The sequence below is a fragment of the Umezawaea tangerina genome (assembly GCF_003002815.1).
Classification (GTDB): Bacteria; Actinomycetota; Actinomycetes; order Mycobacteriales; family Pseudonocardiaceae; genus Umezawaea; species Umezawaea tangerina.
In genome coordinates, this window is the sequence record NZ_PVTF01000002.1 from 513,560 (window position 1) to 528,438 (window position 14,879).

General features: G+C 71.9%; 15 protein-coding genes. 11 read left to right on the top strand and 4 right to left on the bottom strand.

What is annotated here, in order from left to right; genetic code table 11:
- Positions 1 to 16: 16 nt before the first annotated feature.
- Positions 17 to 1,393 carry a pyridoxal phosphate-dependent decarboxylase family protein gene (locus CLV43_RS08315; protein WP_106186466.1) on the top strand — a complete coding sequence of 459 codons (1,377 nt, stop codon included), beginning with the start codon at positions 17 to 19 and terminating at the stop codon, positions 1,391 to 1,393.
- Here the strand turns inward: CLV43_RS08315 and CLV43_RS08320 are convergent.
- The gene (locus CLV43_RS08320; protein ID WP_106186467.1) at positions 1,382 to 1,930 is read right to left on the bottom strand and encodes an AAA family ATPase; all 549 of its coding nucleotides are present in this window, start codon (positions 1,928 to 1,930) and stop codon (positions 1,382 to 1,384) included. The genes CLV43_RS08315 and CLV43_RS08320 overlap by 12 nt on opposite strands.
- A 167-nt stretch (positions 1,931 to 2,097) precedes the next feature.
- Here CLV43_RS08320 and CLV43_RS47660 point away from each other — a divergent pair, with 167 nt between their 5' ends.
- The 3 genes from CLV43_RS47660 (at position 2,098) to CLV43_RS08335 (ending at position 4,260) form a co-directional block, all read left to right on the top strand.
- Entirely contained in the window at positions 2,098 to 2,250 is a 153-nt protein-coding gene (locus CLV43_RS47660; RefSeq protein ID WP_170155747.1) for a hypothetical protein, read from the top strand.
- Positions 2,247 to 3,302, top strand: a complete 1,056-nt coding sequence (locus tag CLV43_RS08325; RefSeq protein ID WP_106186468.1) for a hypothetical protein — start codon at positions 2,247 to 2,249, stop codon at positions 3,300 to 3,302. The genes CLV43_RS47660 and CLV43_RS08325 overlap by 4 nt, the downstream gene beginning before the upstream one ends.
- Positions 3,303 to 3,843: 541 nt before the next feature.
- Positions 3,844 to 4,260 (top strand): hypothetical protein, encoded by a 417-nt coding sequence (locus tag CLV43_RS08335; RefSeq protein ID WP_146174690.1) that lies wholly within the window; start codon positions 3,844 to 3,846, stop codon positions 4,258 to 4,260.
- Here the strand turns inward: CLV43_RS08335 and CLV43_RS08340 are convergent, their stop codons facing one another.
- A complete protein-coding gene (locus CLV43_RS08340) occupies positions 4,261 to 5,037 on the bottom strand; it encodes a GntR family transcriptional regulator (protein WP_106186471.1) in 777 nt (258 codons plus the stop codon).
- 64 nt (positions 5,038 to 5,101) lie between these two features.
- Between CLV43_RS08340 and CLV43_RS08345 the strand changes: the two genes are divergently transcribed.
- The 3 genes from CLV43_RS08345 to CLV43_RS08355 are packed head-to-tail and all read left to right on the top strand — an operon-like array spanning position 5,102 to position 8,205.
- Positions 5,102 to 6,259, top strand: coding sequence for an SIS domain-containing protein (locus CLV43_RS08345; RefSeq protein WP_106186472.1), 1,158 nt, complete (start codon positions 5,102 to 5,104; stop codon positions 6,257 to 6,259).
- A complete protein-coding gene (locus tag CLV43_RS08350; RefSeq protein ID WP_245886216.1) occupies positions 6,243 to 7,274 on the top strand; it encodes an N-acetylglucosamine kinase in 1,032 nt (343 codons plus the stop codon). Before CLV43_RS08345 ends, CLV43_RS08350 begins: the two co-directional genes overlap by 17 nt.
- On the top strand, positions 7,267 to 8,205 hold the full coding sequence (locus CLV43_RS08355) for a DMT family transporter (RefSeq protein ID WP_106186473.1): 939 nt from the start codon (positions 7,267 to 7,269) through the stop codon (positions 8,203 to 8,205). Before CLV43_RS08350 ends, CLV43_RS08355 begins: the two co-directional genes overlap by 8 nt.
- A 366-nt stretch (positions 8,206 to 8,571) precedes the next feature.
- Here the strand turns inward: CLV43_RS08355 and CLV43_RS50005 are convergent, their stop codons facing one another.
- Positions 8,572 to 9,657: a saccharopine dehydrogenase family protein gene (locus tag CLV43_RS50005; protein WP_106186474.1), complete on the bottom strand. Its 1,086-nt coding sequence runs from the start codon at positions 9,655 to 9,657 to the stop codon at positions 8,572 to 8,574.
- A gap of 123 nt (positions 9,658 to 9,780) precedes the next feature.
- Here CLV43_RS50005 and CLV43_RS08365 point away from each other — a divergent pair, with 123 nt between their 5' ends.
- Positions 9,781 to 11,085 (top strand): hypothetical protein, encoded by a 1,305-nt coding sequence (locus CLV43_RS08365; RefSeq protein ID WP_106186475.1) that lies wholly within the window; start codon positions 9,781 to 9,783, stop codon positions 11,083 to 11,085.
- Here the strand turns inward: CLV43_RS08365 and CLV43_RS08370 are convergent.
- Entirely contained in the window at positions 11,033 to 11,602 is a 570-nt protein-coding gene (locus CLV43_RS08370; RefSeq protein ID WP_106186824.1) for a TetR/AcrR family transcriptional regulator, read from the bottom strand. The genes CLV43_RS08365 and CLV43_RS08370 overlap by 53 nt on opposite strands.
- 118 nt (positions 11,603 to 11,720) lie before the next feature.
- Between CLV43_RS08370 and CLV43_RS08375 the strand changes: the two genes are divergently transcribed.
- From CLV43_RS08375 to CLV43_RS08385, 3 genes are all read left to right on the top strand, one after another.
- Positions 11,721 to 12,686: an SDR family oxidoreductase gene (locus tag CLV43_RS08375; RefSeq protein ID WP_106186476.1), complete on the top strand. Its 966-nt coding sequence runs from the start codon at positions 11,721 to 11,723 to the stop codon at positions 12,684 to 12,686.
- Positions 12,687 to 12,946: 260 nt separating this feature from the next.
- Positions 12,947 to 14,185: a 2-isopropylmalate synthase gene (locus CLV43_RS08380; RefSeq protein WP_245886217.1), complete on the top strand. Its 1,239-nt coding sequence runs from the start codon at positions 12,947 to 12,949 to the stop codon at positions 14,183 to 14,185.
- Positions 14,182 to 14,874 (top strand): hypothetical protein, encoded by a 693-nt coding sequence (locus tag CLV43_RS08385; RefSeq protein ID WP_106186478.1) that lies wholly within the window; start codon positions 14,182 to 14,184, stop codon positions 14,872 to 14,874. The genes CLV43_RS08380 and CLV43_RS08385 overlap by 4 nt, the downstream gene beginning before the upstream one ends.
- Positions 14,875 to 14,879 lie beyond the last annotated feature (5 nt).

A 14,879-nucleotide genomic window follows, 5' to 3' on the forward strand; every position in this document is an offset into this window, starting at 1 on the left:
ACCTACGGTCGACGCCGTGCACCCCCGACTCAGTCACGACCTCGCGTCGCTGCCCGCGGTGCTGGAGTCGACCCGGTCCTTCGCCGTGCGGGCGCTGGCCGGGCTCGACGAGCGCCCGGTGGCCCACGGCCCCACCACCTCCGCCCCGGACCCGCTGCCCGTGGACGGTGTCGGCTTCGACGGCGCGCTGGCCAGGTTCGCGCAGCGCTGGGAGCCCGGCTTCTCCGGCAGCGCGGGACCGCGCTACCTCGGTTTCGTCACCGGCGGCGCCACGCCCGCCTCGATCGCCGGGGACTGGTTGACCAGCACGTTCGACCAGAACGCGACCTCGGGTGAGTCCAGCGCGGTGGATCTGGAGCGTGAGACGGTCCGCTGGCTGCGCGAGCTGGTCGGCCTGTCCGAGGCGCACAGCGGCACTTTCGTCACCGGCGCGACGATGTCCAGCTTCGTCGGTCTCGCGATCGCGCGGGAGTGGCTGGGCGAGCGGCTCGGGGTGTCCGTCGCGGACGACGGGGTCGGGGCGCTCGGCGACGTCGTCGTCCTGTCCGGGGCGCCGCATTCGAGCGTGTACAAGGCGTTGTCGATGCTGGGGATCGGCCGGTCCCGCATGAGGCTGGTGGACGTCGTCCCCGACCGCGAGGCGGTCGACGTGGCGCGGCTGCGCGAGGCGCTGGCCGGGTTGGGAGGGCGACCGGCGATCGTGGTGGCGAACGCGGGCACGGTGAACACGGTGGACTTCGACGACCTGCGGGCGGTCGCGGCCCTGCGCGACGAGTTCCCGTTCTGGCTGCACGTCGACGCCGCGTTCGGCGGGTTCGCCGCGCTGTCGCCGGAGCACGCCCACCTCGTCGACGGTCTGGACCTCGCCGACTCGGTGTGCCTGGACCTGCACAAGTGGCTCAACGTGCCCTACGACGCGGCCGTCCAGTTCACCCGTCGCCGCGACCTCCAGGTGGCCGTGTTCCAGAACTCCGCCGCCTACCTCGGCGTCCCCACCGACGACCCGGACCTGTTCCACCTGACCCCGGAGAACTCCCGGCGGCTGCGGGCGTTGGCGGCGTGGTTCTCGCTGACCGCCTACGGCGCCGACGGCCACCGCGACATCGTGGAACGCGACATCGCCGCGGCCCGACGGCTCGGCGGGCTGCTGGAGACGATCCCCGGCGTCCGCCTGCTGGCACCGGTGCGGCTCAACGTGGTCTGCTTCGCCGTACCCGGCGACGCGACGGCCGCGGTGGAGGCGGTCCGCGACACCGGGGAGGTGTTCCTGACACCCACCGTCTACAAGGGACAGCCCGCGCTGCGCGCCGCGGTCAGCAACTGGCGCACCGGCGCCGAGGACGTGGACCGGATCTTCGCCGCGATCCGCACGGCGCTCGGGTCACCGGCGTAGCCGCTCGACGGTCCGGCACACCAGCGCGGCGCGGTCGGCCAGCGGACCCGCGGGCACCTCGACGAGGTCGAAGCCCAGCTCGCGGTAGGTCCGCTCGTGCACCCGCTCGAAGACGAGCGAGTCCTCCATGCTGATCCGCCGGGCCGCGGTGCGCCGCACGAACCCCTGGTTGCGGACCAGGAACGCCGTCTGCTCGTACACGCCCTCGGCGACGACCCGGTCGACCTCGCGGGCGAGCAGGGGTGAGGTCGGGAAGCCCAGGTAGCGGCTCAGCGCCAGGGTGCAGACCGGTGAGCGGTCGAAGAACACGGTGTGGGGTGTGGTCGCGGGGACGGCGTCCTGCCGCCGTCGTTGCAGGGCGAGCACCGCGTCGATGAAGGTGCGGTCCTGCCACGGGTCCTCGCGGCCCAGCGCGTGGGCGAGTGCGATGGCGTCCGTCGCGGCCTCCTCGACGACGGTGTGCCCCGTGGTCTCCAGCAGGCGGAGGACGGAGGTCTTCCCGGCTCCGGGGGTGCCGGTGAGGACGTACTTGGGCATGGCGGTCTCCTGCGTCGGGTGGGCAGGACGGCTCGCACCGCCCTGGCGGTGGAGGTGGGGATTCGGCGGGGCCGTGTCGTTCGCCCGGTCGCGGGAAGCCGAGAGCCTGAAGCTCGATCGGCGCGACGCCGGGACCAGCATAACCGACGGTGTCGGGGGTCCAGGCCTTGCGGAACCGACGACGGGACCTCGCCCTGCCGCGCGGGCACCGGCACCTCGCGGCTCCGGTCGTCGGCGACTCGTCCTTCCGGGCGAACCCGGTGCCGGGTACCGGGTTCGGTCGGAACTGGGTGCTCGGCGCCCGCGTCGTACAGGCGTGAGCCAGACGACGAGGATCCGGTTGTCCAACGCGGCGTTGCGGGTGTGGGGAGTCGCGGGTGTCGCCGCGGTGCTGGCGCTGTGGCACGGGTGGGGGATCCTGATCACGCCCGAGCGGTCGTTCTTCTGGTTCATGACCGCGGCGGACGTGCTGGTCGTGGTGGTGGCGGTCTGGCTCGGGAAGCAGTGGCCGAGGTACGCGGACGTCGAGGAGGGCGGGATCGTGCTGCTGCGGCAGCGGATCCGGTTCGAGGCCGTGACGGGGATCCGGCTCGGGGACGTGTCGGCGAAGCCGTTCTGGTTGGCCTTCTGGCTCCCCACGTCGCTGGTGGTCGGGCTGGTCGTGGCCGTGATGCCCGCCGGGTCGTTCGACCGGGAGGTCCTGGAGATCGACACCGAGAACGGGCGGGCCCGGCTGCGGTGGCGCGAGTCCACCGGGCACGACCAGGTGGTGCGGGCGTTGCGGACGGCACGACCGGACCTCGAACCCCGGTACGGGCTCACGGGGGACAGCCGGGCGCGGGACTTCTCCCCCCGGATGGGAGTCGGAGGTGGGTTGCTCGCCGCCGGGCTGGCGTTGTGGGTGCTGGTGGCGGGGTGGTCCGGGATCCAGCTGACGGACCAGTCGACGGTGCAGAAGGAGAACTCGACGGCGGCGACGGTGGAGGCGTTGCGGACGTTGACGAAGAAGATGACGGGGTACGAGGCGCTGCCGGGGGTGCGGGCGGAGTACGTGACGTGGCGGTGCGATCGGAACAACTACCTGCTGGGGCCGTCGCCGGATGTGGTGGACCTGCATCTGAAGATCGTGGGGAGTGGGGTGTCGGAGCAGGTGGCGGATGGGGTGGAGAGCCGGGTGCGGAGGAATGCGGGGATGGGTGAGGGTGACTATTTGAAGATGGTGGATCTGCCGAGGTCGGGGGTGGCGGTGGATGTGCCTTTGGTGGAGTCGTTGTACGTGGAGGTGTTCACGGGGTGTGTGGGGGTTGGGGATGTGGAGGAGTTGAGGGGGGAGTTGGAGGGGATGGCTCGGGCGTTGGGGGTGGGGAGGTAGGGGGTTTTGGTGAGGCTCGGTTCCGGCCCCCGCAGGTCCGGTTTTTGATCCTCCCACCCTCTGGGGAGGCCCGGCCCTGCCCTCCCACCCCTGGGGAAGCCCAGCCCCCGGCGCGCGATTGTCTCAATGCTTGATCTTGCTTGTCAAGACGATAGAGCTGTCTTGACAAGCAAGATCAAGCAGGAGGGCGCTGTGGATCGGGGGCAGAGGGGAAGTCTGGCTTCGCCAGCATCGAGCTCCGCTCGACTCAAGCATCCTCGGCTTCGCCGTTGGACCAGGCATCGAGCTTCGCTCGACAAGGCATCGGCTGACGCCGACAAGGCCCCAGGCGCTTCGCGCCGGATGCGCGCTGGCGGGCTGCGCCCGACGGGGTGGGGTTCTCGCTGCGCGTCGGAGGTGGGTGGCGGCTTTGCCGGGTGGGGGCGGTGGCTTGTCGGGTGAGGGGTTGGGGGGTATGAGTTGGGGGTTGGGGTGGGCGGGTAGGTGGTGGGGCGGTTTTATGGTGCGGCAGCAGGGAACGTGGGAGCGGGCCGATGGGTGGATGACGTTGGTCTTGGCTGTGGTTGCGGCGGGTGTGTTCGGGTTGTTGGTGTTGTTCGGGTCGGGGTTGCGTGGGGTGCGGATCGGGTTTGGGGGTGGGGTGTTCTGGGATCTTGGGTGGATGTTCGCTGGGGTGGCGTGGGTGTCTGAGACCCTTGTTTTCTTGGTCTTTGCCTGGGGGTTTGTGGGGGTTGTGGGGGTGTTGGTCGTCCTTGCGTTGGTGAGCAAGGGGTTTCGGGGGGTGTCTGCTGCTGGGCGGCGGGTGGTGGCGGTCGCGGTGCCGGTGGTGGGGTATCCGTTGGTGGTGGTGTTGTTGCCGTTCATCCTCGGGTGTGCGATGTGGTTGTTGTTCTGGGTGTTGACGTCGTTCGGGACGTGCATTCCGCCGGAGTGCCAGGCGACGCCCGCTGTGCCGTAGTCAGGTGATGGTGGCGCGGAACTGGTAGCGGTCGCCGCGGTAGGCCTGGTCGGTGAGTTCGAGTGGGTAGCCGTGCTGGCTGTAGGTGAACTGGCGGGCCATGAGGACGGGGACGGAGGTGCCTTCGAGTTCGAGGGCGCGGCGTTCCTCGCGGTTCGGCGGGCGGGCCTCGACGGCGTACTCGGCGCGGCGGGGGATCTGGGGTGGGTCGGCGGTGAGCAGGGTGGCGTACAGCGAGGCGTGGGTGAAGTCGGTGTCGGCGAGGACGGGGCACAGGGCGAGCGGTAGGCGGTTGTGTTCGAGGACGACGACGAGTCCGTTGGCGTAGCGGAGTCTTCGCATCTCGAACAGGTCCTCGCCGGGGGCGATCCGCAGCCGCTGCGCCTCGCGGACGGTGCAGGGGCGGACGCGGGACAGGAGCATCTTGGTGCTGGTGGGGATGCGGTGCTTCTGGGCGTGGTCGGCGAAGCCCTCGACACGGGCGGCGGAAGTCGGACTGGTGACGTCGCCCGCGATGAACCAGCCGCGCGAAGGGGCCGCTTGGACGGCGCCGTGTTCGGCTAGCAGGGCGAGGGCGGAGCGCAAGGTGACGCGGGAGACGTCGTAGCGGTCGGACAGGATCCGCTCGGACGGAAGGCGGTCGCCGATGCGGGCGCCGCTGACGCGGAGGTCGTCCCACAGCCAGAGCGCCGCGCGTTCGTAGAGCGGGACCGAGTCCGGGTCCAGGGCTCCGCGCGGGAGCTCCAACGGTCGCAGACTCCGCTCGGGGCCGGGCATACCGGTATGATACCAGTAGCATTCCCATTGCAGACCGGACTGCGCCTCCCTACCGTCTCGCGACATGTCGGATCCCCGCGCCGTTGTCGCCTCTCCTCCCCCTGACGCCGACGCGGCCGCGCTGTGGACAGCGCGGGAAATCGCGCAGCAGCCCGATGTCTGGCGCGAGCTCGCCTCCTACCTGGACGCCCACCGGTCGCGGGTCGACGGGTTCCTGGAGCCGCTGCTGGCTCGCGACGACCTGAGGATCGTGCTCACGGGCGCGGGCACGTCGGCGTTCGCGGGGCAGATCCTGGCGCCCGGACTGGCGCGGACGCTGCGCCTGCGGGTGGACGCGGTGGCGACCACGGACCTGGTCGGCAACCCGCGCGAGTACCTGGCCGAGGACGTGCCGACGCTGCTGGTCTCCTTCGCCCGCTCCGGGGACAGCCCGGAGTCGCTGGCGGCGGTCCGGCTCGCCGACGAGCTGCTGACCGACTGCCACCACCTGGTGCTGACGTGCAACCCCGACGGCGGGCTGTACCGGAGCTTCGGCGGCGAGGCGGGGCGTGAGCGCAGCCTGGCGCTGCTGATGCCCGCGGGCACCAACGACCGCGGGTTCGCGATGACCTCCAGCGTCACGTGCATGCTCGTGGCCGCGTGGACGATCCTCGACGGGGAGGGCGACACCGGTCTGCTGGCCGACGCGGCCGCGGATGCGTTGCCGGACCTGGAGAAGCGGGCCCGCGCGCTGGCGGAGGACGGCACGGACCGGGTCGTGTACCTCGGCAGCGGACCGCTCGGCGGGGTGGCCCGCGAGTCGGCGCTCAAGCTCATCGAGCTGACGGCGGGCCGGGTCGTGAGCTACTTCGACTCGCCGCTAGGGTTCCGGCACGGCCCCAAGTCCGTGCTCACCGACACCACGCTGGTCGTCGTGTACCTGTCCAACGACCCGTACACCCGCCGCTACGACCTCGACATCGTCCGCGAGCTGCGCGGGACGCTGCCCGCCGAGCGGGTGCTGTCGGTCGGCTGCCTCGGCGACGCCGACGAGGAGAGCTGGTCGTTCCCCGCGCTGGGCCACCTGCCCGACGCCGCCGTCGCGCCCGTGCTCCTGCTGGTGGCGCAGCACATCGCCTTGGCGCAGTCGCTCGCGCTGGGCCTCGACCCGGACAACCCGTTCCCGGCCAACGAGGTCAACCGCGTCGTGAAGGGAGTCACCATCCATGGGCTCGACCAGTGAACCGACCTCGCCGGGAACCGACGCCAAGGTGTTCCTCGGGGTCGACGGCGGTGGCACCAAGACCGCGTTCGCGCTGCTGACCGACGACGGGACGCTGCTGGCCAGCGGGCTGGCCGCCAGCTGCTACTACCTCGGGCAGAGCATCGACCTCGTCGAGCAGGTGCTGCGCAACGGCATCGACACCGTGTGCGGGCAGGCCGGGATCGCCCCCGACCGGATCACCCACGCGTTCTTCGCGCTGCCGGGCTACGGCGAGGTCAGCGCCGACGTCGAGACCCTCGACGGGATCCCGGAACGCGTCCTCGGGCACCGGCGGTACGGCTGCGACAACGACATGGTCGCGGGCTGGGCCGGGTCGCTGGGCGCCGTCGACGGCGTCAACGTCATCGCGGGCACCGGGTCCATGACCTACGGCGAGCACGACGGCCGCGGGCTGCGCGTCGGCGGCTGGGGCGAGCTGTTCGACGACGAGGGGTCGGCCTACTGGATCGCCATCCGCGGGCTGGCCGCGTTCGCGAAGATGTCCGACGGCAGGCTGCCCGTCGGCCCGCTGCGCGGGAAGCTGTCCGTCCACTTGGGACTCGCCGCCGACCTCGACCTCGTGGACGTGGTGCTCAACCGCTGGCAGGGCGACCGGGCCAGGATCGCGGCGCTCGCACGGGTGGTCACCGAGGCCGCCGCGGACGGCGACGAGGTGTGCGCCGGAATCCTCCGCGACGCCGGGAAGGCGTTGGCGGGCCTGGTGAAGGCCACCACCGCCCAGCTCGGCTACGCGGCGGGTGACGTCGTCCCGGTCTCCTGGTCCGGCGGCGTCTTCGCCTCCGCCGAGGTCCGCGCCTCGTTCCGCGACCACCTCGCCGACGCGGGCGTCGACCTGCGCGACCCGCTGCTCCCCCCGGTCCTCGGGGCCGCGCTCCACGCCGCGCGCCTGGCGGGCAGCCCGCTGAGCGCGGAGATCGTCGACTCGCTGCAAGCGCACGCTACGACCGTGGCCCTTGGAGGCAGTGATGAGTGACCGCACGCCGGTGTCGACCGCACGCTGGATCCCCTACGCGGGGCTGCTGGTGCTGTTCTGGGGTGTCTGGGGGGCGTTCTCGGGAGCGCCCACCTCGTTGTACGGATACCCCAACGAGATGGTGTACATCCTCTGGGCGTTCACGATGCTGATCCCCGCGTACTTCGCACTGCGGGGGCAGCGGCTGGACCGGCGGCCGGTGGCGGCGGTGTACGGGTTGGTCGTGGGGCTCACCGGAGCCGGCGGGCAGCTGGTGCTCTTCAAGGCGTTGAGCTCGGGGCCCGCGTACCTGATCTTCCCGTTGATCTCGATCTCGCCCGCCATCACGGTGCTGATGGCCGTGGTGATCCTGCGGGAGAGGATCAGCCGGCTGGCCACCGTCGGACTGGTCGCCGCGCTGGTCTCCATCGTGCTGTTCAGCGTCACCAGCGGGTCGGGGGACGTCGCCGGGGGCTCATGGCTGGTGTTGGCGTTGATCGTGATGGTGGCCTGGGGAGTGCAGGCGTACTTCATGAAGAAGGCGGCGAACGTGGGGGTCAACGACGCCACCACGTTCGCGTGGATGACCATCAGCGGGTTGCTGCTGGTACCGGTGGCGTGGGTGATGATGGGCGGATTTCCCAGCGGGGCGCCCTGGCAGGCCCCGGCGTTGACACTGGGGACGCAGCTGCTGAACGCGGTGGGGGCGCTGTTCCTGGTGATGGCGCTGTCTAGGGGCAAGGCGACGATCGTGGCGCCGGTGACGAACGCGTTGGCGCCGGTGCTGACGATCGTGCTGTCGTTGATCGCTTATCAGACGCTGCCGACGGTGTACGGGGTGGTGGGGATCGTGTTGGCGCTCGGGGGGTCGACGTTGATGGTGTACGCGGATGAGTCGGGTGGGGAAGGGGTGGATGTTGTGGAGGTCAGGGAGGTGGAGGCCGAAGGGTGATGTGCATGCGTTGGTGCGTGCACGTTGATGCGAAGCCCGGCCCCCGGCGCGCGATTGTCTCAATGCCCGATCTTCGTTGTCAAGACGATAAAGCCATCTTGACAACGAAGATCGGGCAGGAGGGCGCTGTGGATCGGGGGCAGAGGGGAAGTCTGGCTTCGCCAGCATCAGGCTGCGCCTGACTCAAGCATCCTCGGCTGCGCCGTCGGACCAGGCATCCGCGCTTCGCGGCGGACAGGGCATCGGCTGGCGCCGACGAGGCCCCAGGCGCTCCGCGCCGGATGCGCGCTGGCGGGCTGCGCCCATCGTGGTGGGGTGGCGTGCTCGCTACGCGTTGGACTGGTTGCAGTCTTGCCGTTGTGTTTGCTAGGTGGTGATGAGGTACTCGGCGCCGCAGGCTTCGGCCAGGGTGGGGCCGTAGAGGGCGGCTGGGGTGTGGGAGCCGGGTTTTGCCGGGGTGGTCAGTAGGCGGTGGGCCAGTTCGGCGGGGATGGCGCCGGTGAAGGTTTGGGCGTCGCCCAGTTTGAGCCAGCCTTCGAGGGTGGTGCCGTCGTTCCAGTGGAGGCGGGCGTGGCCCCAGGAGTGGGGACGGGGGCGGGGGCGGGCGGGGGTTTTGGTGGTGGCGAGTTTGCGTTTGGCGTAGGTGCGGATCGGGGTGATCGTGAGAAGTGCGGTGGCGATGGGGAGGACGGCTCGGATCAAGGGGGAGCTGGGGAATTCGCTGGAGGCGGAGGTGACGGTGGGGGCGCCGCTGGCGTGGTGGGCGGCCATGAGTTCGCCCAGGGGGATGCTGGCGGTGGTGACGTGGGTGCCGTCGGGGAGTCGCAGGTTCTCCCGGTCGGAGCCGATTCGGGATTTCACGAGGCGGCCGTTGAGGTAGCGGCGACCGTCGTAGCGGCCGCCGCCGGGGACGCCGGGCAGGCCGTCCAGGAGGGTGGCGGCGAGGGCCTCGCCCACGGTGCCGGCCTCCATGCCCAGTGAGGGCACCATGTTGACGCGCACCGAGTCCGGTGCGGGGCGGTTCTCGCAGAGCTTGACGACGACGCTTTCGGTTGCGGTGACGCCGAAGCCCGCACCCGTGACGAGGGTGCGGCCCGCGGCGGTGGCGGCGGTGTCGAAGCCGAAGACGACGGTCAGGGCGGCCAGGTCGTTGGCGAGGTCGATGTAGTGGCTGCCCGGCAGGCAGGCCTGGATGATCGGGGCCGCCGTGGTGGTGAACGGGCCAATGGTGTTGATGACGACGGCGGGCTGTCGGCGGCGGATCTCGGTGGCCATCTCGGCGACGGTGCCCGCGACCACCGTGCGGGCGGCGCCGTACTCGGCGGCGGTGGCGGTGAGGCGGGCGGCGTCGCGGCCGACCAGCACCGGAGTGACACCTCTTCGCACCAGCTCCCCCGCGACAGCCCTGCCGCTGCGGCCGGTGCCGCCCAGAATCCAGACCTCGGTGCTCATCACTCGGCTCCACTCGACCAGACCGGTGCCGCCCCAGTGACGACACGCGATGTCATGAGGCTACACGCGCATGACATCGCGTGTCATCACTGGATCCCCACCGGCCCCTCCTAAGATCACCCGATGCCCGGACGAGCACCGACCGCCCGCCAGGTCGTGCGCTGGTCACGGCGGCTGCTGGCCGTCCTGGTCAGCGCGTGCGCGCTGCTCGGCGCGGTGCGGCTGGTGGTGCCGGCCACCGCGGGGACGTCCGACGAGCCGATCGGGGTTCGGCGACAGCTGGAGTTCCTGCGGGCGGCGCTGGACGGCGGGGCGGGCGAGGAGGCGCAGGGGCTGTTCCCGGAGGGGTACTTCTTCCTGAACGCGCTGTACGGGCTGAGCTGGGTCGAGATCGGGATGCGGCGGCCCGCGGACGAGCGGGACTCGGCGTTGCGGGAGGCCCGGTTCGCGTTGGGGCACCTGGAGTCCCCGGCCGGGCGGGCGCCGTTCAACGCGGATCTCGTTCCGCCGTACGGGGTCTTCCAGCGCGGGTGGACGAACTGGGTGCGCGGCGGGGTGTTGGGGCTGCAACCGGCCGAGCGGCGTGATCCGGGTGAGCTGGCGCGGTTCGTCGAGGACTCGGCGGCGCTCGGTGCGGCGTTCGACGGCTCGACCTCGCCCTACCTGGAGGCGTACCCCGGTCAGGCGTGGCCGGTGGACTCGACGGTGGCGATGGCGTCGTTGCGGCTGCACGACTCCCTCCTGCCCGCGCGGTTCGGCCCGACGGTCCAGCGCTGGGTCCGCGAGGTGGGCGAGCGGCTCGACCCGCGCACCGGGCTGCTCCCCCACCGGGTCGACCCCGGCACCGGTATGCCCGCCGAGATGGCCAGGGGCAGTTCGCAGAGCCTGGTGCAGCGGTTCCTGCCGGAGATCGACCCGGACTTCGCGCGCGAGCAGTACCAGCGCTTCCGCGACCTGTACGTCATCTCGCCGCTGGGCCTCGGCCCGGCCGTCCGGGAGTACCCGGTCGGTGTGGACGGTCCGGCCGACGTGGACTCCGGGCCGCTCCCCCTCGGCGTGAGCCTGTCGGCCTCGGCGGTGGCGATCGGCGCGGCGCAGGTGCACGGCGACGACCGGCTGGCCGGGGCGCTGGCGAACTACGCCGAACTGCTGGCCCTGCCGGTCGACACGCCGTGGACGAAGCGGTACGCGTTCGGGCTGCTGCCGATCGGCGACGCGTTCCTGGCGTGGTCGAAGACGGCGCGGCCGTGGGTGTCGCAGGCGGCGGCGCCCGCACCGGGCGTGTCGTCGTGGTGGCGGGCGCCGTTGCTGGCGCTGCTGGCCGTTCTCGGTGCGGTGCCGTGGGTTCCGGCCCTGCTGCGCCGTCGGCGAGCGGTCAGGGACCGTCGCACAGAGCCGCCCGCAGCCGTCGGTGCGCCTCGGCCATGAGCTCCGGGAAGTCGGCGGGACCACCCGCGTCCACCCACTGCTGGAACGCGGTCGCGAGCGCGGCGACACCCGCCTTGGCCACGAGGATCGCGGTCAAGTCGTCGACCTCGCGCTCCCCCAGCGCCTCGGCGACGGCGGACGCCAGCGAGTCGAACTTGATCAGCTCGCGCTCCCGCAGCTCGATCGAGGTCGCCACGACGCGCTGGCGCTGACGCACGGGCTCGCCCCACTTAGTCAGCCCGGCGCCCGCGTCGGCCAGCGCGGTCATCACGGCGTCGACCGGCCGCACCGCCCGCGGCGCCGCGCGCACGGCGTCGACGACGGCCTTCTCGAAGTCGGCCGCGCCCGCGAACATCACCTCGCGCTTGTCCGCGAAGTGCCGGAAGAACGAGCGCTTCTTCAGCCCGGCGTGCTCGGCGATCTCCGCGACGGTGACCGCGTCGTACCCCCGTTCGAAGATCAGCTCCATCGCGGACAGGTAGAGCCTGTTGTCGGCGTCGGGACCCCATCGCGGCATGCGACCCATCCTAGTCGTGTCGACACCGGGTGTCATCACTGCTACGTTCATGAGGACACCGGGTGTCATCACCTCCGCGGCTCGCGGAGGAGGACCCGGTCCGACGGAGGTCAGGATCATGCGCGTTTTCGTCACCGGCGCCACCGGGTTCATCGGTTCGGCGGTCGTCGCGGAGCTGGTCGCGAACGGCCACGAGGTGCTGGGCCTCGCCCGTTCCGACGCGGCAGCCGAGTCGCTCACCGCCGCGGGCGCGACACCGCACCGCGGCTCGACCGAGGACCTGGACAGCCTGCGCTCGGGCGCCGCCCAGGCCGACGGGGCCGTCCACACCGCGTTCTTCCACGCGTTCTCGCACGCCGGCCTCGGTACCCGGTTCCGCGTGCTGCTCGGCGGCAGCCCGCGCGACATCGGCGGCAGGTTCCTCGCCGCCGCGCTGGCCGCGGACCTCGGTGCCATCAACGCGACCGCGACCTCGCTCAGAGGGCCCGACCGGCCGTTCGTGGCGGCGTTCGGCACCATGGCCCTCGCGGCGGGCCGCCTCGGCACCGAGGACGACGAGGTCGACCCCGCGTCCGTCGGCGGCCCGCGCGGCGCCGCCGAACGCACCATGCGCGACCTCGCGGCACGCGGCGTCCGCACGTCCGTGGTGCGCCTGCCGCCGGTCGTCCACGGCGACGGCGACCGCGCGGGCTTCCTGCCGCAGATGATCGGCGCCGCCCGCAAGCACGGAGGCGTCGGCTACGCCGGCGACGGCACCAACCGCTGGCCCGCCGTGCACCGCCTCGACGCCGCCCGCCTGTTCGTGCAGGCGTTGGAGAAGGGCGACGCGGGGTCGCGCCACCACGCGATCGCCGAGGAGGGCGTCCCGGTCGTCGACATCGCCACCGCGATCGGCAGGCGACTGCACCTGCCCGCCGTGGCCCTGCCGCCGAGCGAGGTCAAGGCCCGCTACGGCTTCCTCGCCCCGTTCATCGGTGCGGACAACCCGACCTCCGGCGCGGCCACCAGGGCGCGACTGGGGTGGGAGCCCACCCACCGGTCGCTGCTGGACGACCTGCGGGACGGGACCTACTTCACCGACTAGGCCGTCGTCCGGCTGGGACGACACGACCTCGACTTCCTTGGCCTCCAGGTGGCGGGAACGTCGAATCGGTGGTGATCACGAAGAATTCACCGGGACCACAGCGCGCATTCACGAGCGACATCGGACATGTCGAACAATCGATGACCTCCGCATCCCGTCGGGTAGGGTTCCGTCCGGCAAATGAATCAGGCAATAAACGCGTCACTCTTTATGGTGAACATTGCCGCTGAAGGTTGACGACAATGGATTCGGAGTTGCGCGTGGACGTGGTCCGTGAGTCGGCCCTGGCGGGTCGGGTCGTGCTGTGGGAGGAGTCTGCGCGCGACGGTGCCCAGGGCAAGACGCTGATGGACGCGGGGTTCCGGGTCGAGCTGGCCCGTGCGCAGGGGCGGATCTTCGGTGACGACGGTCCGCGGCACGTGGTGTTCGCGGCCGGGTTCCCCGCGGTGTGCGAGCAGGAGTTCGAGGCGGTGCGCCGCGTCGCGGCCGAGGCGGAGGGCGCGGTCAGCGTCGCCGCGGTGTGCCGGGGCACGGAGGCTGACGTGCGGCAGGCGCTCGCCTCGGTCAAGGGCAGCGCGCACGCCCGGATCATGGTGGTGGTGCCCGCCTCGGAGGCGATGGCGCGGGTGATGGTCCACCGCACGGCCCGCGAGGCGCTCGACGACGGCGTCGGCCTGGTCGCGCTGGCCCGCGACACCGACGACGCGGTGGCCGTCGACGTGTGCCTGGCAGACGCCTCGCGAGCCGACCACGCGCTGATGGCCGACTACGCCAACATCGTGACGAGCGCGGGCGCGGGCACCGTCGTCCTCGCCGACACGGTCGGGTGCCAGCTGCCCGCGGAGACCACGGCCATGTTCACCGACGTCGCGGACCAGGCCGACGACGGGGTGGTGCTCGGCTCGCACCTGCACAACGACCTGGGCCTCGGCCTGGCCAACACGTTGCAGGCCGCGGCCACGGGGGTGCGGGTCCTGTCCAGCTCGTGGCTGGGCGTCGCGGAGCGCTCGGGCATGGTGGCCACCGAGCAGCTGCTGTTCCTGCTGGGCGGGGACCCCGCGCGGGCCGCCGACGTGCTCGGGTCGCCCGACGGCCCGTCGCTGTGGTGGTCGGTGCCGGACCTCACGCGGCTGCCCGCGATCACCCGCGCGGTCTCGGCGCACACCGGCGTGCCGCTCACGGTGACCACGCCGATCGTCGGCACCGGGGTGGGCACGATCTCGACCGGCACCCCGTTCGTGCACCCGGAGCTGTTCCAGCCCTTCGACCCGTCGGCGCTGCTGGGGATCGAGCCGAGCGTGGTGCTCACCCACCTGGCCAGCGCCCGCGTCGTCACGGCCGTGGCCGCGCGCCTGGGCCACGACCTGGACCGCGAGCAGGCCAGGTCCGCGATGCACTGGGTGAAGGAGCGCGCCTACCGCACCGGCCGGGCCGTCGTCGAGGACCAGGCCTTCGCCGACCACCTCGACGTGCTCACCGCCGGGCGGGACGCGCCGTGACCGACGGCGGCGCGGTCGACCTGGACGGCGCCTGCCGCGCACTCGACGCGGGCCGCGCGGTGGTCCTGCCCAACCCAGCACCGCTGACCCGCGTGGTGACAGGCACCCGTCCCGACACAGTGAACACCGCCAAGGCCCGCCCGGCCGACCAGCCGGTCGCCCTGTGGGCGCACCACGACGACACCTGGGACACCCTCGTCCCCTCGCTCGACCTCGACGGTGACCTCGTCGCGTTCGCCCGCCGCCTGCTCACCGACGACCTCCTCACCCTCCTGCTCCCCCTCCGCCCCGACGTCCCCGCGTGGCTGGCCCCGGCGAGCAAGGACGGCTGGGCACTCCTGTTCGGCGCCCGGTGGTCCCCGCTGCGCCCGCTGCTGGACCGGTTCCCCCTGCTGTACGTCAGCAGCGCCAACACCACCGGCCACCCGCCCGCCGCCACGACCGCCGAGGCCACCACCATGTTCGCCCCGACCACCCCCGTCCTCGACACCACCTTCCTCCCCGACCACACGACCGACGTACCCCGACAGGCGACCACGACCGTGCGCCTGCACCCCGGCGGCGTGCTCGACCTGCACCGCCACGGCGCCCAGGACCACCCGCACCCGAATGCCGCCGCATACCTCGACACCCTTCACCGGGCTGCGAAGAACACTGGCACTGCGGCGCAAGGCGATGCCTTCGCGTAGATGCG